18 protein-coding genes are annotated in these 18,907 nt (G+C 57.4%); 10 read left to right on the top strand and 8 right to left on the bottom strand.

The features are described from left to right. Positions 1 to 351: 351 nt before the first annotated feature. The 4 genes from BLW01_RS16345 (at position 352) to BLW01_RS16330 (ending at position 4,243) form a co-directional block, all read left to right on the top strand. Positions 352 to 1,335, top strand: a complete 984-nt coding sequence (locus tag BLW01_RS16345; protein WP_092571662.1) for a TRAP transporter substrate-binding protein — start codon at positions 352 to 354, stop codon at positions 1,333 to 1,335. Positions 1,336 to 1,455: 120 nt separating this feature from the next. Then, entirely contained in the window at positions 1,456 to 1,944 is a 489-nt protein-coding gene (locus BLW01_RS16340; RefSeq protein WP_092571660.1) for a TRAP transporter small permease, read from the top strand. A 2-nt stretch (positions 1,945 to 1,946) separates the two neighbouring features. Next, entirely contained in the window at positions 1,947 to 3,239 is a 1,293-nt protein-coding gene (locus BLW01_RS16335; RefSeq protein WP_092571658.1) for a TRAP transporter large permease, read from the top strand. 38 nt (positions 3,240 to 3,277) lie between these two features. Then, positions 3,278 to 4,243, top strand: coding sequence for an NAD-dependent epimerase/dehydratase family protein (locus BLW01_RS16330; RefSeq protein ID WP_092571656.1), 966 nt, complete (start codon positions 3,278 to 3,280; stop codon positions 4,241 to 4,243). 91 nt (positions 4,244 to 4,334) lie between these two features. Here BLW01_RS16330 and BLW01_RS16325 read toward each other — a convergent pair whose 3' ends face one another. The 3 genes from BLW01_RS16325 to BLW01_RS16315 form a co-directional block, all read right to left on the bottom strand. After that, a complete protein-coding gene (locus tag BLW01_RS16325; protein WP_092571654.1) occupies positions 4,335 to 4,841 on the bottom strand; it encodes a Spy/CpxP family protein refolding chaperone in 507 nt (168 codons plus the stop codon). Between the two features lie 331 nt (positions 4,842 to 5,172). Further along, positions 5,173 to 5,628 carry a Spy/CpxP family protein refolding chaperone gene (locus BLW01_RS16320; RefSeq protein WP_092571653.1) on the bottom strand — a complete coding sequence of 152 codons (456 nt, stop codon included), beginning with the start codon at positions 5,626 to 5,628 and terminating at the stop codon, positions 5,173 to 5,175. Between the two features lie 100 nt (positions 5,629 to 5,728). Next, positions 5,729 to 6,727: a glycosyl transferase family 90 gene (locus tag BLW01_RS16315; RefSeq protein ID WP_175529879.1), complete on the bottom strand. Its 999-nt coding sequence runs from the start codon at positions 6,725 to 6,727 to the stop codon at positions 5,729 to 5,731. 238 nt (positions 6,728 to 6,965) lie between these two features. On the opposite strand from BLW01_RS16315, the gene BLW01_RS16310 reads away from it, so the two are divergent. Continuing rightward, complete coding sequence (locus BLW01_RS16310; RefSeq protein ID WP_092571789.1) at positions 6,966 to 8,102, top strand: glycosyltransferase family 4 protein; 1,137 nt, start codon at positions 6,966 to 6,968, stop codon at positions 8,100 to 8,102. A 14-nt stretch (positions 8,103 to 8,116) separates the two neighbouring features. On the opposite strand, the gene BLW01_RS16305 is transcribed toward BLW01_RS16310, so the two are convergent. Both BLW01_RS16305 and BLW01_RS16300 read right to left on the bottom strand, forming a co-directional pair. Beyond that, positions 8,117 to 8,908 carry a sulfotransferase family protein gene (locus BLW01_RS16305; RefSeq protein ID WP_175529878.1) on the bottom strand — a complete coding sequence of 264 codons (792 nt, stop codon included), beginning with the start codon at positions 8,906 to 8,908 and terminating at the stop codon, positions 8,117 to 8,119. Continuing rightward, a complete protein-coding gene (locus tag BLW01_RS16300) occupies positions 8,905 to 10,035 on the bottom strand; it encodes a glycosyltransferase (protein WP_268244666.1) in 1,131 nt (376 codons plus the stop codon). The genes BLW01_RS16305 and BLW01_RS16300 overlap by 4 nt, the downstream gene beginning before the upstream one ends. Before the next feature lie 216 nt (positions 10,036 to 10,251). On the opposite strand from BLW01_RS16300, the gene BLW01_RS16295 reads away from it, so the two are divergent. Then, a complete protein-coding gene (locus BLW01_RS16295) occupies positions 10,252 to 11,031 on the top strand; it encodes a sulfite exporter TauE/SafE family protein (protein ID WP_092571648.1) in 780 nt (259 codons plus the stop codon). Here BLW01_RS16295 and BLW01_RS16290 read toward each other — a convergent pair. The 3 genes from BLW01_RS16290 to BLW01_RS16280 are packed head-to-tail and all read right to left on the bottom strand — an operon-like array spanning position 11,014 to position 14,413. After that, entirely contained in the window at positions 11,014 to 12,384 is a 1,371-nt protein-coding gene (locus tag BLW01_RS16290; RefSeq protein WP_092571646.1) for an enolase C-terminal domain-like protein, read from the bottom strand. The genes BLW01_RS16295 and BLW01_RS16290 overlap by 18 nt on opposite strands. Positions 12,385 to 12,425: 41 nt before the next feature. Further along, the gene (locus BLW01_RS16285; protein ID WP_092571644.1) at positions 12,426 to 14,084 is read right to left on the bottom strand and encodes a thiamine pyrophosphate-binding protein; all 1,659 of its coding nucleotides are present in this window, start codon (positions 14,082 to 14,084) and stop codon (positions 12,426 to 12,428) included. Positions 14,085 to 14,095: 11 nt separating this feature from the next. Then, positions 14,096 to 14,413 (bottom strand): NIPSNAP family protein, encoded by a 318-nt coding sequence (locus BLW01_RS16280; protein WP_092571642.1) that lies wholly within the window; start codon positions 14,411 to 14,413, stop codon positions 14,096 to 14,098. Between the two features lie 241 nt (positions 14,414 to 14,654). Here BLW01_RS16280 and yiaK point away from each other — a divergent pair, with 241 nt between their 5' ends. The 4 genes from yiaK (at position 14,655) to BLW01_RS16260 (ending at position 18,863) form a co-directional block, all read left to right on the top strand. Then, the gene (gene yiaK, locus BLW01_RS16275) at positions 14,655 to 15,677 is read left to right on the top strand and encodes a 3-dehydro-L-gulonate 2-dehydrogenase (RefSeq protein ID WP_092571640.1); all 1,023 of its coding nucleotides are present in this window, start codon (positions 14,655 to 14,657) and stop codon (positions 15,675 to 15,677) included. An 89-nt stretch (positions 15,678 to 15,766) separates the two neighbouring features. After that, the gene (locus BLW01_RS16270; RefSeq protein ID WP_092571638.1) at positions 15,767 to 16,741 is read left to right on the top strand and encodes a Bug family tripartite tricarboxylate transporter substrate binding protein; all 975 of its coding nucleotides are present in this window, start codon (positions 15,767 to 15,769) and stop codon (positions 16,739 to 16,741) included. Positions 16,742 to 16,818: 77 nt separating this feature from the next. Further along, positions 16,819 to 17,325: a tripartite tricarboxylate transporter TctB family protein gene (locus BLW01_RS16265; RefSeq protein ID WP_092571636.1), complete on the top strand. Its 507-nt coding sequence runs from the start codon at positions 16,819 to 16,821 to the stop codon at positions 17,323 to 17,325. Between the two features lie 5 nt (positions 17,326 to 17,330). Beyond that, positions 17,331 to 18,863 carry a tripartite tricarboxylate transporter permease gene (locus BLW01_RS16260; RefSeq protein WP_092571635.1) on the top strand — a complete coding sequence of 511 codons (1,533 nt, stop codon included), beginning with the start codon at positions 17,331 to 17,333 and terminating at the stop codon, positions 18,861 to 18,863. Positions 18,864 to 18,907: the final 44 nt, after the last annotated feature.

The raw sequence follows: 18,907 nt of genomic DNA, 5'->3' as shown, positions 1-18,907 counted from the left end.
AACTCCGTGCTAGCTTTTCCTGTAAGTTAGCCGAATCAACCAGTAGAACTCTGGTGTTGTCGGAGCGGTTTCAACCGCGATGCAGGGCGGCAAGCCCCGCCCGGTTCAGTCCAGCGCCGGGTGCCTGACAGCCCCATCGCGACTGTAGTCGCTCCTGCATAAAGCTTCGGAGAAATACGAGATAGTGACCGAAACTATAAATAGAAATGGTAGCGCTACCACACCAATCAACGGCGGTCGCCAAGGCACCGTCAACAGGAACCCGGCCTGCGGGTCGCGATGCGGGCGCTTCACCGCCCGCTATCAGGACGATGAACCGACACACGCCAACTCCAACAGGAGATATCCGTCATGAAGACAATAAAAGCCAGCGGTATCGTAATAGCCGGCCTCGCCGCATGGAGCACAACCCTGTCGGCCTCCGCCGAAGAGCTCGCCATCGCCATCCATGTCGAGCCATCGCACGCCATGTTCAAGGTCGGCGAACGGCTCAAGGAGACCATCGAAGAAGAAACCGACGGCGACTATTCCGTCACCCTGCTGGGCACTGAAGTGGGGGGTGAACGCGACCACCTCGAAGGCGCCAGCAATGGCGAATACAACATCGCGCTAGGTGGCTCGATGCCCATGACCCTCTATGCCGAAGCGTTCGCCGCTGCCGACCTGCCGTTCGTCTACGGTTCCAGCGAAGAAGCCCGAGAGGTCTATGCCGGCGAAACTGGAGACCTGATCAACGAGCGCCTCATCGAAAACGGCAATATGCGCCTGGTGGCTCTCTCCGCTCGTAATCCCCGCAATCTGACATCCAACTTCCCGGTCGAAACGCCCGAAGATGTCGAGGACGTCAAGATGCGCGTTCCCGAAATCGCCCCCTGGGTGCAGATCTGGGAAGAGATCGGCGCCCTACCCAGTCCGATCGCCTGGCCTGAGGTCTACACCTCGCTCCAGACCGGCGTCATCGAGATGCAGGAAAATCCCGTCGATCTCATTCATGCCGGTAAAATCTACGAAGTGCAGGATCACATCAACAAGACCGAGCATGTCTATTCGTTCTTCCACTGGTTGATGAACGAGGACTTCTATCAGGGGCTCTCCGACGAAAACCGAGAGATCATCATCGGGGCCATCGAGGAAGCGACCGCCTGGGGTGACGACATGGTCGCCGAAGGTCAGGACGAACTCTATGAGCAACTCCAGGAAGAAGAAGGCATGACCGTCGTCGAACCCGATGTCGCGGCCTTCCGCAGTGCGGGCGAGCCCGCCATCCGGGAAATCGCTGAAGAGTACCATCCGTCCGTCCGTGACTACGTACTCTCCCTGCTGGAAGAAGAGTAACGACCGAACGCGCCTAGCCCCACAAAGGGGGTAGGCGTTCTGCCCGCTGCCGACTCACACCCGGAACGGGCAGGTGGCAACTCGTTTCCCATTCCGCGTTCACGCCCAGCGGAGGTTACCGTGTCTACCTCGACATTCGTCAACCGGAGCATCGAACGCTTCTGGCGACTACTGACCGCCGTCGTCATAACAGCGTTTTCTCTGATGCTGATCATCATGGCCGTTCAGGTCATCTCGCGTTACCTCCTCGGCATCGCAGTTCCATGGACGGATGAAGCATCTCGCTACCTGTTTCTTGCCGAGATCTTCCTCGGCTCGATTCTGGCGCTGCACTATCAGCAGCACATCAGCATCACCATCGCCACCGATATGTTGCCGGTGCGCTTGAAACGTATCACCGGGGCGTTGGCTGACGTCATCTGCATTCTGGTTCTGCTGATGCTGGTCTTCGGTGCCTGGAACATGATGGGCCGCACGTCCGGCATCCTCGCCAGCACCTTCCAGATGAGCTTCTCCTATATCTACTTCATTCAGTGCCTCTCGGCCGCCATCATGATCGGCCTGTTGTTAGGCAATCTTTACCGGCGATTCAACGGCAGGAGCGACTGACCATGGAAATCTTCGTCATCATGTTCGTCGGACTGATCGTGCTGCTGGCGATCGGCGTACCGGTGGCATTCGCCATGATCGCGTCATCCGCATTGGTACTGGCTTATGCACGCGGTTTCGACGCGATCCCGATAGAAATGATCGCCCAGCGTACCCTCTACGGTGTCAATAGCTTTACGCTGCTGGCCATACCGGCGTTTCTACTGATCGGGCGACTCATGAACGAGGCCGGGATATCCGACCGTGTTTTTGACATCGCCCGAACCATGGTCGGCCATCTCAAGGGCGGCCTGGGTCATGTCAATGTGGTTGCCAGTATGCTGTTTGCCGGTATGTCCGGCTCGGCAGTCGCGGATGCCGGCGGACTAGGCGCCGTCGAAATCAAGGCGATGGAAGACGATGGCTATCCCACCGGATTCAGTGCTGCGGTGACCGCCAGTTCGGCAACCATCGGTCCGATCATCCCGCCAAGCATCCCAGCCGTCATTTACGGTGCCCTGGCCAACGCATCGATTGCCTCGATCTTCCTGGCATCGATTCTGCCCGGCTTGTTCATGGGGCTGGGATTGATGGTGATGATCGCGATCATGTCCCATCGCCGCGGCTACCCGACCCGCGCCCGAGCCACCCTCAGCGAATTCATTCGCGCCATGTCGCGAGGCTTGCTGCCGATGCTGACACCGCTGATCATCATCTTCGGCATTCTCTCCGGGATCTTCACACCGACCGAGGCCTCGGTAGTCGCTCTGCTCTACTGCATGATCATCTCGTTCATGGTCTATCGCTCGATCAGCTTCCGGCAGTTCCTGGGGATCCTGAAATCCACCGCCATCGATACCGCCGCGCTGCTGTTCATCATTGCCGGTAGCGCCCTTTACAGCTGGGTTCTGGCTCGCTACCAGGTCACGGCGCTGGTAGCCGATTTCCTGCTGTCCACCGTGACCAGTCCACTGGCATTACTTCTGATACTGGTGCTGTTCATCCTGCTTATCGGGCTTTTCATCGACTCCGTCCCGGCGCTGTTCCTGCTGACTCCCCTGCTGGTTCCCGTCGTCGTCCAATACGGTATCGATCCCGTGCATTTTGGCGTCGTCATGATCTTTACGCTGATGATCGGCCTGATCACCCCGCCGGTCGGCACCGTGCTCTTCACGATACAGAAGATCACCCAAATGTCGTTCTCGGACCTGGTGCGCGAGACAGTGCCCTTCTATATACCGCTGATCGCCGTTCTACTGATCATCACGTGTTTCCCATCGATCGTCATGCTCTTGCCCAACCTGGTCTTCAACTAATGAACGACCAGCCTGTTACCTGAAAGGAGAATTTCATCATGGCAGTATTGATTACCGGTGGCCTCGGCCACGTTGGCTCCTGGGTCGCCTACCAACTGGCCAAACAAGGCAAGAGGATCATCATCTGCGACATGGCCGCCGGCCATTTCGACAACATGGACCTCGATTACCTCCAGGAAGTCCGCGACCAGCTCGTGCTCGAGAGCGTCGATGTCCTCGACTATCACGCCATGTTCGAAACGTTGCTGCGCTACCGCGACGAGTTGGAAGGCGTGATTCACAGCGTGTCGGTCATTGCCGGCCCGCACTTCCCCAAACGTCCGTTCAAGCATATTTCGATCAATGCCACGGGGACCCTGAATCTACTGGAATGCTGTCGCATCCTGGGTATCAAACGCATCGTCAACATGAGTTCCGGCGCTGTCTATGGCGATGCCCCCGGCGGCCAGACCGAGGCGACACCCTACAAGGCCACCGACCTCTACGGCGCCACCAAGATTGCCGGCGAACTTTACGGCATCCAGTACAGTGAAACCTATGGCATGGATGTACGTAATGCGCGCCTGTTCTTCGTCTATGGCCCGGGAAAGCGTCCCTCCCACATGCATCCGGTCTACCAGGCGCTGTTCGGTCCCCTGGAAGGGATGGACGACATTCAGTCCGACAACGGTGCCGACCAGGCCCTCGACTGGACCCATGTGCAGGACACTGCCCGCGGTATCGTGCTGCTGTTCCAGAAAGATCACGTCAGTGAACGCAACTTCAATATTTCCAGTGGCGTCACCGTCGACCATCGTGAACTCGTCGATCATGTCGCCGACACCATCGGCAAGCGCGCCAAGGTGACTCTCGGCCCGGGCCCCTTCGCCGGCCGCGGCTCACCATTGGATATCTCGCTGGCACGCCGGGAACTCGGATTCGATCCTGTCTACACCGATATCAAGGCAGGGCTGGCAGATTATCGGCGATGGCTGGAAGGGATAAAGTCATTCGAGGAACGCTAACAAACACACGGCCCCGCTCGCGGCGGGGCCGTCAACAGAGACAGGTAAACGCTGTCAGTGCGGCCAGGCTGTCAACCTGACCACAACCTAATCACTGCAGCGCTTCCTCACCTTGGCCTTGGCCTTGTCCCTGCTCCTGCTGCTGCATCTGCTCCTGCATCTGCTCCATTTGCTCCTGCTGCTGAGCCATGGCCTCATCCAGTTGATCGCGCTGTTCCTGAGTGAACACGTCTTCGATCTGAGATTGCAGGATGATGCTGTCAGCCGTCATTTCTGCAGTCAGGTCGCCAAGACGCTCCGCATCTGCGCGAATGGCAGCTTCGTCATAATCCGGCTGAACCCGCTCGCTGATTTGCTGTTGCAGCTCCTGGGCTTCCTGCTCCTTGGCACCGATGTCATCTTGCATCTGGGTCAAAAGGCTGCTGATCTCCTCCTTCTGCCCGTCATCCAGATCCACCATTTGGTCGAGTTGACTGACCTGGTCATCGACACTGGGTGCTCCACCACCCATGCCGCCTCCACCCATTTGCTGGGCCATGGCGGGAACACTGAATGCCAGTGCGGCGACTGCCGGAGCGAAAAGCTTGGCTACCTTCATAAAGACTCCAATTGCGTACAAAGTGCGTTTCCGACCCGAAACAATCCTGACGGGTCTTGCGATACCCCATACGACTATATGACGGACCACCTACACACAGCGGAAACCACAAGGCCCATCAAGGTGACGACTCATCTTGGCCCTGGCTCCCGAGGAGGCTAATCACTACAGCCATAATCGGGTTATCTGTCGCCACCTGCGCCGTCGGACAGTACTGTTTTCAAAAAATTCGTCGCAACGGCAATTTTTTCATTCCGCATAGCGCGTAAAAACAACGACCCCGCCAAAAAGGGCGGGGTCGTTGTGCGGGATCGCAGGCGACTCAGCGCAATTACTGGCCTTGCTGTTGCATCTGTTCCTGCATCTGTTGCATCTGTTGTTGCTGCTTGGCGATTTCTTCATCGAGCGCATCGCGCTGCTCCTGCGTGAAGACCGCCTCCATCTTCGATTGCAGGATGAGACGCTCCGCCGTCATTTCCGCGGTCAAATCACCAAGTGCCTGGGCATCAGAGCGGATCGCCGCTTCGTTATAGTCGGCACCGACATGCTCTCCCAGGCTTTGCTGCAGCTCTTGTGATTCCTGGCTGTGTTGCTGCCGGCTTTCCTGCATTTGATTCAGCAGTGAGCGGACTTCTTCTTCCTGGTCGGCATCCAGATCAACGATCTGATCAAGTTGCTCGACCTGATCATCGACGCTCGGGGCTCCACCTCCCATCTGTTGGGCCATGACAGGAACACTGATCGCGATCGAAGCAAGTGCTGCAGCCAATGACGTGGCAATCTTCATAAAAACTCCCTTGCAAATTAATCGTCAACAGACTTTACCGCGCCAGCGGCCTTGGCGACTAGCCCCCTATCCAGAAAGTCGCAGGCCACTCACTTTTCATTCATGCCGGATCGAGTGACGACTGCCATCGAGGCAGTTGACCGGAAAGCCGGAGATATTTGTCGAAGACCATCAGCGACACCAGCAAATCACTGTCCGAATCGTAGAACGATTCCGCATGACGGTTCGCGTTGGCGATGATCGCTTTTGCCTCGGCAGGATGAACGAGATAGTGCTCGATCTTGTCCCCCAGGTCCGAGAAGTCATCTGCAACCTGGACATAGTGCACACCGGGAATCAAACGCCCTTCCATGAACCATGTCTCATAACGCGGGCGGGGCATCAAACACAGTGAATTGGACGACAGGATCCACTTCAGGTTGGTCGCGACGTCCTTGCCTTCGATACTAATGATGAACCGGTATTGCAATTGCTCGCGAATCGACAACGTACCGCGATCGTACAGGCCATCGGGATCGCCTCCGACTGCACCGATATTGCACAACGGATGGGCGAAATGGCTCGCCACGAAACGTTTTCTATGGCCCTGGTGAATGGAACCGCGCCAGACCGCCAGCGGCCGTTTCTGTTCGAAGGCCAGTCGATCACGCACTCGGTAATAGTGCCGGACGCTGTTAAGTTTCAGCAGTACCGAATCGGCATTGCCCGCACCATCCGCCACCGGACGGCTTTTAACGAAGGTCGGCTCGTCAGGCACGTGCGTGCAGTCACCGAACAGATAGGAAAAGCGCACATCAGCAGGAAAATAGCGGGCGACGCGTTTGAAATCCAAATGATAGGCGGAACGACGCGTACCAATCGTCAAGTCCCGGTTGAACTGATCCAACGCCTCCGCATTAAATGCACTCGTCAACTTGTTGCAATAATCGACACGATCAACGATGGCCTTCTGAGTTTCATTATTCAGCCCGTCGAAACGAGACAACAGGACGTCTCGTCGCTTGCGAAAATAGATATCGGGGATGATCAGGCTGGACGCCTCTCCAAGATAAAATCTCAGTCTATGGGGTATGCTTCCGTAACCGCTGCGCGTCGACATGGATAACCTGTCCGAGTGCCAGAAGAATGAAGGAAAACCACACGACTCCGATGGCATCACACCCTGCCAATCAGTATTTCAGCACGGTACGCCGACCATATGAAAGTCATGTAACATCGTGATGACAGCAACGATGGCCAGGTGTTCACTCGGTTAACTAGTACCAGAGGGCATGCGTTTGGTTGCATGACATACGGGAATGCGTATCCTCACCCCATCATTCGGTAAAGGCCCTTCCATGACATCGACCAATGCCGCCCCGCTTGCCGCTATCGCCATACGCCAGGTCGAAAAACGCACCGGCGCCAGTCGTAACGCCTTCGAACAAACGGCAGCACTGCGCGAGCTGGGCTATCGCGTGGTCATCCTGGCCGAACGAGGTAACCGTCAGTTGATCGAGCAATCCGGCGCCGACTGGGTTCGCCTGTGGCGTTGGCCATTCAAAGGGCCCCAGCGGCGCTTCTGGTTCGACCGTCGGGTGCAAGCCTGGTGTCGACGGCACACCCCCGCTCTGCTCATCAGCCATGGGGACTGTGTCACCAATGACGTGGTCTATATGCACAACTGCGTACACCTGGCGAGCCAGCGGATTCACGGCCGCGACCAGGCGACAGGAGAAGTCGCAGCCATTCATGACCACGTGCTTAGCCAGAATCGCGGACAGCGTATCGCCGTCAATTCACGGCTGATGGGTGACGACCTGGCATCACGTTACAACATCAGCCGGGCTCGCATCGACATCAGCTATCCCGGCTACGATCCCGCACAGTTCAATCCCGAACGAGCCCGAAGCGATCGCCGATCCATGCGAGAATCGCTGGGCATCGAGGAAGCCACTCGCCTGATCGGTCTTGTCACGTCGGGCAACTTCCGCAAGCGCAACGTCGCCGGTTTCGTCTCGATGGCCGCCGAACTGCTGTCAAAAAGCGATCACGACCACCGGTTTCTGGTCGTTGGCAAGGATGATGCCTCTCCCTACCAACAACAGGCGGAACAACTCGGCATCGCTGACCGGTTCCTGTGGCGTTCGACGATTCCAGAGGTAGAACGCCTCTATGGCGCTCTCGATCTGTTCGTTCTACCGGCGCATATCGAAGAATTCGGCCGCGTCGTCCTGGAAGCCATGGCATGCGGAACGCCGGTGCTGCTATCACACTGGGTGGGTGCAGCCGAACTGCTGGAAAGCGATTTCGAGGAATTGATCGTAGAGAGCGACCAACCGACCGAATGGGCGGAACGGATCGTCTCCATCATGGAGCGAGACGACTATCATGAGCTCGCTGCCGGCCTCGCCCAACTGGCCAATCATTACTCTCATGAGCAACAATACGAGAAACTCAAGGACGCGTTTCGGCTATTATGTAAAGACACATGAATACGACAAACAAATCAAGTGTACCCTAAACGTCCAGCAATAGGGTTGGTTTGATCCAGGACCCTTTCCACCTGGGCTTCAGTCAAGCCCTCTTTCCAGGCTCCTGTACTAGGCGTGATAGGGCGCCTCACCTGTTCTTGACGCACAGTCATGTTACGTTCATGTCTGACGTCATCGTAGGCGGTATCTCCGCTCTCGATTATCGAAGGATCCCATTCCATCCCCAGAAAATGGCATATCGAACCAAACTCTTCCTGTGGGGCTGTCGTCATTGATTCGTAGCTAACCAATTTAGCTTGAGAACTTTGAATGACCTGTAATGCCTTGCGATTATCCATATTCCAACGATCAATCGCATAATCCAGATCACCGTAGCGCCTGAATAACGAAAAGCAGTTATCTAGCGGATTGCGCACCATCACGATGATCCGTGCATTAGGCAAGACTCTGAGTATTCGATCGACTGCATGCACATGTTTGGGTGTTTTTTCTATAAAGACCTTCTTGCCCAGTGTTTCAAATAAGGCTATCCATTCAGACGCCACGAGATAAGACGAATATAACCCTTTGGCAGGCGCAAAATGGTGAGTCTCACGTCCAATCAAATATGCTTTTGAGTGATTACCTAACTTGGCTGCGGTCAATGTGGTACCGCTATGCCCACAGCCGACCACGAAACAAGGCAGAACCTCGGAATAGAGGGGCCTTACCGAGTGACTATTCAAGTTGTTGAGCAGTGTCTTGTACTGCTTGCGGAGATATTTTCCCAGCGTAGCCCGATGATTGGCCGAATGAACGTATTTCACGATATAACCTTCTGCCCCGAGTTTTCATTAACCGACTGCAGAAAGCGCTGCACGACGGTCTCCGGCAGAAAATCTGTCAGCCAATCATCATTCACGTCAGGTTCAGGGCCCGCTAACGCCTCGCGTATTTTACTCGCTAACGAGTCGACATCATGGTCGGCGATGGCCTGTTCCAATTCACCTTTGAGCACCTCGCGGATTCCGCCCGGACAGTCGACAGATACCACTGGGGTGCCACAAGCGAGTGCTTCGGTCAGTACGATGCCCATCCCTTCCACACGCGAACTGAGAACGAACAATCGCGCATGATGCATCCAGGGGTAAGGGTTTGCTTGATGGCCGACAAAAACGACGTCATGAGCGATCCCGAGTGACGCCGCCTGGGCTTCCAACGTCTGACGTAGCGGTCCATCGCCCACGATCACCAGCGGCTCATCAGGCGCCGCCTTGGCATAGGCCCGCAACAGCAGGTCGTGATCCTTCTGTGGCACCAGACGCGCCACATTGACGAGATAAGGTTGATCGGGGATTGCCGGTTGCGTTTCCGACATCGCCTCGCGGATGGCTTTCACCGGGCAGGGATTGACGATCACCGACACCGATGCAGGCGTGAACCCCCAACGCCGCATTCCCTCCCTGAGCGTGTCAGCAACGCCATGCGATACACAAACCAGGTGCTTGCCGGGATACAAGCACCTCGCAAACAGCGTCTGCCGCCATTGCGAGTCCTGTAGATGCAGGTTGTTTTCCAGTACGAAGCGGGCACGGTCCTCACGATAGCTCCATACCATCTCGAAGGTGCCGATACCGCGAAAGATGATCCGATCCACTCGACCGTATCGACGTTCGAAACCCGTTAGCCAGATACGAAAGAGCCAGCCACCGAGCCAACCGGTCCAGACGAAATGGGAACGCCGAATCAGCGGGTTGAGGATCAGGCGAGAAAGCAGTTCCAGCAACAGACCTATGCCGGTCAAACGTGACCACCAGCGTAACGGCAATACATGGGTCTTCACGTCCTTATTCGTTGGCGCCAGCCCTTGTTGCTGCCGACGGAATACCAGCAGATGACTTTCATGACCACTATCAGCGAACGCATCAGCCAAATTCACCGCGACTCGCTCCATACCGCCCATCTTCAGGCTTCGGACCACTATCAAGGTGCGCAACCGGTTTCCCCCGACTCGACAGACTGTACATAAAAAAGCCCAGGCATCAGTGCCAAGGCCCAACCATCATACCGCAAAGCCCGGAATGGAGCAGTAGACATTGCCGGCCGGCTCATGCAGTCTTGCCTGTTCCGTTAGCCGCATTATCGTTAGATCCATCAACGACACTGACCTATGGCCGACCTACTCTGGTATCAATACGTACTCATCGGGGGGATATTCGCCTGGAGCGGTTTTGTCCGGACCAGCCTGGGATTCGGAGGTGCGGTGCTTTCACTGCCCTTCCTGCTGCTGGTATATGACGAACCGCTGGTGTTTCTGCCGATCATCGCCGTTCATTTGCTGATCTTTTCGAGCTGGATAGCCTGGCGCGGTCATCGTACCCGTGTCGTGGAAAGCAATGGCGACCCCGGTGAGAGCAATATCGACTGGGCCTATCTGATGAAAGCCATGAAGGTGATCATCATACCGAAGCTGATCGGGGTGATCGGGCTCCTCACTCTGCCCTCTCGGATCATGGCCAGTATCATCTTCGTGATCGTGATCATCTATGCGACCGGCTATGTCCTCAACCGCCCCTTCAAGAGCCGCAACAAGTATGCCGACAATGTGCTGCTCGCCCTGGGCGGCTATATCAGCGGCACGTCCCTGATCGGTGCGCCGCTGCTGGTGGCGGTATTCGCCTCGCACGTCGCCAAGCACCAGCTACGCGACACGCTATTCGTGTTGTGGTTCATCCTGGTCGTGATCAAGATGGTGTCGTTCGTCATCGCCGGCGTCGATCTGCAATTGGTCCATCATCTATGGTTGCTCCCCTGTGCCCTCGTCGGACACATCATCGGGGAGCGCGTGCACCGTTACATGATCACCGCCGAAACGCCCATCTTCTTCCGGGTACTGGGCGTAGTATTGATCCTCGTAAGTGTCGTGGGACTGCTACGTCCCCCGACATAACGCCGGCCGCTTGGGATCGAACTGCCAGCCCTCGATCAGGTATTGCATCGCCATGGCATCGTCGCGGGCACTGTCAGGCAAGGAGCGGTACAATGCATTCGCCGTCTCCACCCCGTCCATGTCGATCTCCACGCCCAGCCCCGGCGCATCGGTCACTGCCACGCGGCCATCGATGATCTCCGGCGGTTGATGCGTCAAACGGGCGTCGCCCTCCTGCCAGATCCAGTGAGTGTCGAGTGCGGTCATGCGACCGCAGGCAGCCGCCCCGACCTGGGCGAACATCGCCAATGAGATATCGAAATGATTGTTGGAGTGCGATCCCCAGGTCATGCCGTGATCCTGACAGAGCTGCGAGACGCGCACGGCGCCTGAAAGAGTCCAGAAATGCGGGTCGGCCAGTGGAATATCCACCGAACGCAGCATCAATGCGTGCGCCATCTCACGCCAGTTGGTCGCCACCATATTGGTCGCCACCGGCAACCCCGTGGCGTGGCGGAATTCCGCAAGAATCTCGCGTCCGGAAAACCCTTGCTCGGCGCCGCAGGGATCTTCGGCATAAGCGATGACCCCATGCAGGTCCTTGCAAAGATCCACCGCTTCGTTCAGTGACCACGCGCCATTCGGATCGATCGTGACCCGCGCCCCGGGGAAGGCCTCAGCCAACGCCGTCACCGCCTCGATTTCCTGCTCTCCAGCCAGTACACCGCCCTTGAGCTTGAAATCACGAAAACCGTAGCGGTCCTGCGCCGCCTGGGCCATCTCGACGACCCGTCGTGGCGTCAATGCCGTCTTGTCACGCAAGTGATACCACTCATGCGACACGCCCGCTGTCCCCCGACGATAATCCAGCGGCGTGGCATGCCCATCGCCAAGGAAGAACAGATAACCGAGGACCTCGACGCTATCACGTTTCTTGCCATCACCCAGCAGTTCGGCCACGGGTACACCCAGGTATTTGCCCATCAGATCAAGCAATGCGGCTTCCAGTGCCGCCACAGCATTGACCCGTAACTCGAACGTCCAGGCCCCCTGGCCCGTTGCATCGAAATCGGCACGTTGCCCCGCATTATGCAAAGAGGCCACCAGCGATTTCCAGGCACCGATGGATCGCCCTTCCATCAAGGGGATGGCCTGTTCGAGCGAGGCTTGTATCGTCTTGCCCCCTGGCGCCTCGCCAATACCGACATGTCCGGCACTATCCTTGAGAATCAGCAGGTTGCGAGTGAAGTAAGGCGCATGAGCCCCACCAATATTCAGCAGCATACTGTCACGTCCGGCCACGGGGATGACCTGAATATCGGTAATGACCGGAGTATCCCCTATCCCGGCCGCTGCCGCGTCACGCTCATTCATCGTGGAATCCTTGTGATTTCTGACTTTCCGCCAACGTCATTTCATCGCTTGGGCGGGGTGGAACAGGCTGAATCGGCAGGCATACGGATTTCCAGCAACGACGCTCCATCATGGTCCTGATAGCGTGCCAGTGCCTCGGGCAGCTGATCGTTGTGGTCAATGGCTTCGGCGTGCAGGCCGAATCCTTTGGCCAACGCCACGAAATCGGGATTGTCCAGATCCGTGCCGGAAACCCGCCCGGGAAAACGGCGCTCCTGATGCATTCGAATCGTGCCGTAACTGCCGTTATTGACGACGACGAACAGCATCTTGAGCCCCAGCATATGGGCCGTTGCCAACTCCTGAATGCTCATCAGTGCGCAACCATCGCCCCCGAAGGCCACCACGGTGCGCTCCGGCAACGCCACCTTGGCGCCGATTGCGGCGGGAAAGCCATAGCCCATGGCACCACTGGTCGGTGCCAGTTGGGAGCGGAACGTGTGGAAGCCAAGGTAGCGCTGCAGCCACAGCGTATAGTTGCCCGCCCCATTCGAATAGATCGTATCCCGCGGCAACGTCTCGCCGATCGTCGCCACGATCGTCTGCAGATCCAGCGGGCCATTGGACGTGCCGGCTTGGGTGAAGGTGACATGGTCTTCCCGTGCCGCCTCCATATAGTCCCGGCGCTCGTCATCACCGGTCGGCGACAGTGTCTTCAACACCTCGGCGAATTCCGGCGACGTCGCATTGATCAACTGGCCCTGATAGACCCGTCCCAATTCCTTGCTGTCGGCATGCACATGTACGAGCCGTTGCTGCGGACATGGCGGTGCCAACAGGGTGTAGCCCTGCGTCGTCGCCTCCCCCAGACGAGCTCCCAAAGCGATGATCAGGTCCGCCTGCTTGACCAGCTCGTTGGCTTGTGCCGAAGCCCCCAGGCCCAGGCGTCCCACATAAGCCGTCGAATCGTTGTCCACGAAATCCTGACAACGGAACGACGCCAGAATCGGCACATGGTGCGTTTCAGCAAACTGGCGAACATCCTCTCCCGTCTGGGACGTCCATCCGCCACCACCGACGATGAGTATCGGCCGACGTGACTGGTTCAATGATTCGGACAACTGCTCCAATGATGAGGGATGCGCTGCGATCGGGATACGACTGGCCGGCGCAGCATCCCCGATGGTCACCGTTTCGTCCAGCATATCTTCAGGGAGTGACACGACGACCGGGCCAGGACGGCCCGAGATCGCCGTCTGAAATGCTCTAGCCAGCATCTCCGGCAACCGTTCGGCATCATCGATTTCGGTTACCCACTTCGCGACAGAGCCGAACATCTGGCGATAATCGATCTCTTGAAACGCCTCACGTTCCCGCATATCCCGTGCGACCTGGCCGATGAACAGAATCATCGGTGTCGAATCCTGGCGTGCCGTGTGCACACCGATACTCGCATGCGATGCACCAGGGCCACGCGTCACGAAACAAATCCCCGGTTTGCCCGTCATCTTGCCGTAGGCCTCGGCCATATTGGCCGCACCCGCTTCATGACGGCATGTCACCAGCCTCAAGCGATCCTGGCAGTCATATAAGGCATCCAGAACGCTGAGATAACTTTCACCCGGTACGGCAAACGCTTCCGTCGTGTCATTGAGCAGTAATGCATCAACCAGCACTTGCGCCCCGGTACGGGCTGCCGGTCGATCTTGCGAGCCTGTCATAAGCGCCTCACTCAAAGTGGAGAAAAGCTGGTGGAGCGCAGCAGTTTATTGGTCTGATGTTGGACGTTACCGGCATCGGCACTTTTCTTGCGATACGCGATCCACTCCGGATCGTTTTCCATTGCCGTACGACGCGCCTCGCGCTCGGCCGCGTCCTCGTACCCCCACATATGGACGACCTGGTTCAAGTCACCTGTCTCGGTCACGAAATAGCCCAGCAGATTGCCCAGATGCTTCTGCTGAATCGGCAATCCCTCACGCTCATAGAGTTCCAGAAAGGCTTTCAAACGCCCCGGTACCATCGTATAAGTGCGTAAATCGACAAGCATGATTTCCTCCTCGTGATGTTATGATCCTTTCAACTTGTAATACATATGATGTATTTACGCTAATAGGACGTTAGTCGTAGTCATAGCAAACACTCGGTACCGGGAACCTGCTGTAAACCGGTACACCGATGCGCACAGCTGACGCCTTCACCACCCCCTATAGACTAAAGATGAATAGGTAATTTCCCGAACAACCACTAGGTTAGTTGTATGATGTATTACTTACTATGAGTTCAATGTAATGACAACCGTCCCCTTTCCGACATTGGTCAATACACTTGAGCGGGTCTTCAAGCGCATTGGCCTATCCGTCGACGATGCCACACTCTGCGCCCGCATTCATGCGGAAAGCACTTGGGATGGTGTCGCGTCACATGGTGTCGGTCGGATCACGCGGTTCGTCGATTACGTGCAGCGCGGCTGGGTCGATTCACAGGCGACCCTGCAACGGGTCCATACTCTTGGTGCCCTGGAAGTTTACGATGGCAACTTCGGCATTGGCGTTCGCAACGCCATGGAGGCGACTGAGCGGGCCATGGCGCTCGCCGACGAGCATGGCCTCGGACTGGTGGCGTTGCGAAATACCACGCATTGGATGCGCGGCGGCAGCTACGGGTGGCACGCGGTCGAACGTGGTTACGCCGCATTGATGTGGACCAACACCGAACCCTGCATGCCGGCCTGGGGATCATCGGAACAGAGCATCGGTAACAACCCGCTGGTCATGGCGGTTCCCAGTGACAAGGGTCCGCTGGTACTCGACATGGCCATGTCACAGTTCTCCTACGGCAAGCTCAAGACACTGGAACGGCAAGAAGAATCGCTCCCTATCGACGGTGGTTTCGATAGCAAGGGCCAACTGAGCCGTGACCCGGCCGCCATCCAGGCGACACGCCGCATTCTTCCCACCGGGTATTGGAAAGGATCGGGACTGGCCATTCTGCTTGATGCACTGGCCGCGCTGCTATCCCAGGGACGTCCCAGCCATGAGATCGACAACCTGCAACGCGGCAGTGGTACCGGCTGCTGCCAGGTGTTCATGGTATTCAATCCACAGCACCTCGGTGGCAGTGATCTGTGCCAGACGCTAGTCGACGGCATCACCGCACACCTGTCCTCCGCCACCCCGGACGAGACGGAGCGCCAGGTTCGCTGGCCGGGCAAGTCGACCCATGACAGGCGCCAGCTGAACAAGGACAACAATGACGCCACCGTCGAGATCGACGATGGTACCTGGAACGCGATTATCGCCCTTGCCGAATGACATCGTGCGTTCGGCCGGGAAAACCGGTTTCGTCGAAACGCTTTCGACGGAAGTACACGATCCTAGAGGACAACAACAGGAGCAACGCTATGCTTAAAAGAGCATTGGGTCTTGCCTGCATCATGTCGGTCGCGGCCACCTCGGTCAGCGCCGCCGACGACTACCCCACTCGCGACATACGCATGATCGTACCCTGGGCCGCCGGCGGGGGGACCGACGGTATCGTCCGCAAGATCAGCGACCTCACCGAAGAGACGCTGGACGGCACCATGTACGTCGAGAACATTGAAGGCGGCATGAGCGGCAATGGGCTGATCCAGTTGATCAATGCCAACGCCGATGGCTACACCCTGGGTGCCCTGACCTACGACAGTGTCATCACCGTGCCCTGGCAGGACATGCTGGACGGCTACAGTGTCGACAACATGGATCTGATTGCGCGCATTACCAGCGAGCCGGATGCCCTGATCGTGCCCGACGACTCCGAGTATGACAATTTCGAGGAGCTGATCGACGCCGCCGAGGAATCCCCCGGCGAAATTCGAGCCGGCATCCAGAACATGGGCGCCCGTACGCACCTCACTCTGCTTCAGTTAATGGATGAAACCGGCGCGGACTTCAAGATCGTTTCCTATCCCGGCGGCGCAGCCCCCCAGAAAGAAGCCCTGCTCAATGGCGAGATCGACTTCGCCATCACCAGCCTGGGTGACTTCTCGGGGTTGATCGACTCCGGTGATGCTCGCGGTCTACTCGAGTTCACCGATGTCCAGAGTGAATCCTATCAAGAGGTACCGCCGGTCACAGAGTATGACCTCAACGTCCAGATGGGCAGCTTCATCATCCTCGCCGCGCCTTCCGGCACACCGGACGCCGTCCTCGAGAAGCTCGAAAACGCTTACCAGGAAGCCTTTGAAAGCGACGAGTTCCAGGAATGGCTGGTTGACGTAGGTGTAACACCCAACTGGCTGGGCAGGGACGATGTCACCGAATGGGTAAAGGATACCCAGGACGAGATCTTCGCCACCATGGAAGAACTCCAGGAAGAAGGCATTATCGAGGAGTGATGTACTACCCGCCACGGCCCTTGCCGTGGCGGGACTATCTTCGACGATGCGTTTCCGATGACTAGAGGGCCAACTTCTTGAAACATGCGTACGGTTTGGGCGGCAAATGGGTCGTACCCGCCCTGATGTTGACCATAACGACAGTCTATCTGATCGAGGCCGTGAAAATGACACCGCCGGTCAAGAACGGCGATATCACGGCCTCGTTTTTTCCGATCGTACTTGCCATGATCATGTATCTCTCGATTGCCATCGTGCTATGGCAGAACCGCCGCAACGCCCGGGAAGAGAGTACGCCGACAGAAGATACCGAAGCAGGCCCAACGACGTCGACTCAGCGTTACGGGGCCCTCTGGGTCACCGTGTTCACCGGGCTATATATCAGCGTCTTCTCGGTGATCGGCTACACCGTTTCCACGTTTGTTTATGTCTTGTCGCTTACTTTCCTGTTCGGTAACCGCGAGCCGGGGCAGGGAAGAAGCGCCTGGATCGTCAAAATCGTTGCTGCCGCCATTATCACCCTGTTCGGCTACGCCTTGTTTGAACTGATCTTCCAAGTGCGCTTGCCCACCTTGTGGACGTAACGGTCATGGAATACTTCAACGAAATACTCAATGGATTCGCAACGCTGGCAACGCCGGAAATACTCGCTTACATGATCGGCGGCTACTTGATCGGCACATTCTTCGGTGCCGTACCGGGGCTGACGTCGATGCTTGCCATCGCCCTGCTGTTGCCGCTGACTTATAGTCTCGATGTCACCGCAGCCCTGGTGGCCTGCGCCAGCATCTTCATGGCCGGCATGTGCAGCGGCAGTATCACCGCCACCACCATCAACATTCCCGGTGCACCGGCCTCGATGATGACCGCCATCGAAGGGTATCCGCTACAGCAGCGCGGCCAGGGAGCCAAAGCGCTGGGGCATGCCGCATTGGCTTCCATGATCGGTGGCGCGATCGGGGCGGTCCTGCTGATGGTGATCGCTCCGTTGGCGGCGGAAGCCGCTCTGTTGATTCGCACACCGGGAAAATTCTCGCTGATCGCCTTCGCGCTGATCGTCATCGTCATTTCCCAGCGGGATTCGATTCCCAAGGGCCTCATCGCAACGACGCTCGGCGTCATGGTCGCCACCGTGGGTATCGATGTCATGCAACCGATCCCCCGCTTCACCTTCGGCACCAGCACGCTGATGCAAGGCATCGACATCATGCCGCTGGTCATCGGCGCCTTTGCGATCAGCGAACTGTTGGTCCAGGCGCGTAATCGTGAGACTCGCACCGTCGAGGCAGATGCCGTCAAGGCCCAGAAAGTTCGCCGTCGGGACTTCATCCCTCCGCTCAGCGAAATCCGGGAAATCGGTGTCTATCGCTATATCAAGTTCGCCGTGATTGGCTACGCTATCGGCGTGCTGCCGGGCGCGGGTGGCTCCATGGCGGCGTTCGTCTCCTACGCGGAAGCCATGCGCAGCTCCAAACATCCCGAACGCTATGGCAAAGGGTCCCATGAAGGGATCGCCGCTGCCGAAGGGGCCAACAATTCAATGTGCAGTGGTGCCTTCGTACCCATGCTGTCATTCGGCATTCCCGGCGACCCGACCACGGCCATCGTACTGGGTGTTCTGGTGGTCAACGGTCTCCAGCCCGGCCCACAGTTCCTGGATACCCAACTTCATCTGGTCGCACCGATGTTCGCTGCATTATTCATCAGCGCCCTGGTGCTGGTTCCATTGACGCTGTATCTCCTGGGCCCCTACTTCGTGCGCATCGTCTCGATACGTCGCGATATCCTCTACTCCAGTATCGCCGTCATTGCACTGGTCGGGAGTTATGTCGCCACCTACTCCATTTTCCAGATGGGGCTGGCGCTACTGTTCGGCGTACTGGCGTACATCCTGCGCAAGCACGGCTACCCCATCGCCTGCCTCCTGCTCGGTTTCGTACTCGGCCCCAGCCTCGAGGAGTATTGCCGACGCGCGCTTTCCATCAACGACGGCAACCCGATGGTGTTCATCACCAATCTCGACAGCCTGTTCTTCATCCTGCTGACGGCTGTCTTCTACTATTTCATGGTGATTCGCAAACCCAAGACAGCACTCGTTGATAGCGTCACGAAATCATCCTGACATTGGCTTCACCACAACGTAAGGAAGCCTCGGCTTTGACATGC

Origin of the sequence: Aidingimonas halophila (genome assembly GCF_900106955.1) — a bacterium.
Classification (GTDB): domain Bacteria; phylum Pseudomonadota; class Gammaproteobacteria; order Pseudomonadales; family Halomonadaceae; genus Aidingimonas; species Aidingimonas halophila.
The sequence above is the reverse complement of the archived record's forward strand: the minus strand, read 5'-3'. Positions and strand labels throughout refer to the sequence as shown.

What these genes read in the sequence shown, in the direction of transcription:
- BLW01_RS16345 (WP_092571662.1), top strand. Translation starts at nt 352, where the DNA reads ATGAAGACAATAAAAGCCAGCGGTATCGTAATAGCCGGCCTCGCCGCA.
- BLW01_RS16335 (WP_092571658.1), top strand. Translation starts at nt 1,947, where the DNA reads ATGGAAATCTTCGTCATCATGTTCGTCGGACTGATCGTGCTGCTGGCG.
- BLW01_RS16330 (WP_092571656.1), top strand. Translation starts at nt 3,278, where the DNA reads ATGGCAGTATTGATTACCGGTGGCCTCGGCCACGTTGGCTCCTGGGTC.
- BLW01_RS16325 (WP_092571654.1), bottom strand. Translation starts at nt 4,841, where the DNA reads ATGAAGGTAGCCAAGCTTTTCGCTCCGGCAGTCGCCGCACTGGCATTC.
- BLW01_RS16320 (WP_092571653.1), bottom strand. Translation starts at nt 5,628, where the DNA reads ATGAAGATTGCCACGTCATTGGCTGCAGCACTTGCTTCGATCGCGATC.
- BLW01_RS16315 (WP_175529879.1), bottom strand. Translation starts at nt 6,727, where the DNA reads ATGTCGACGCGCAGCGGTTACGGAAGCATACCCCATAGACTGAGATTT.
- BLW01_RS16310 (WP_092571789.1), top strand. Translation starts at nt 6,966, where the DNA reads ATGACATCGACCAATGCCGCCCCGCTTGCCGCTATCGCCATACGCCAG.
- BLW01_RS16300 (WP_268244666.1), bottom strand. Translation starts at nt 10,035, where the DNA reads ATGGAGCGAGTCGCGGTGAATTTGGCTGATGCGTTCGCTGATAGTGGT.
- BLW01_RS16295 (WP_092571648.1), top strand. Translation starts at nt 10,252, where the DNA reads ATGGCCGACCTACTCTGGTATCAATACGTACTCATCGGGGGGATATTC.
- BLW01_RS16290 (WP_092571646.1), bottom strand. Translation starts at nt 12,384, where the DNA reads ATGAATGAGCGTGACGCGGCAGCGGCCGGGATAGGGGATACTCCGGTC.
- BLW01_RS16285 (WP_092571644.1), bottom strand. Translation starts at nt 14,084, where the DNA reads ATGACAGGCTCGCAAGATCGACCGGCAGCCCGTACCGGGGCGCAAGTG.
- BLW01_RS16280 (WP_092571642.1), bottom strand. Translation starts at nt 14,413, where the DNA reads ATGCTTGTCGATTTACGCACTTATACGATGGTACCGGGGCGTTTGAAA.
- yiaK (WP_092571640.1), top strand. Translation starts at nt 14,655, where the DNA reads ATGACAACCGTCCCCTTTCCGACATTGGTCAATACACTTGAGCGGGTC.
- BLW01_RS16270 (WP_092571638.1), top strand. Translation starts at nt 15,767, where the DNA reads ATGCTTAAAAGAGCATTGGGTCTTGCCTGCATCATGTCGGTCGCGGCC.
- BLW01_RS16260 (WP_092571635.1), top strand. Translation starts at nt 17,331, where the DNA reads ATGGAATACTTCAACGAAATACTCAATGGATTCGCAACGCTGGCAACG.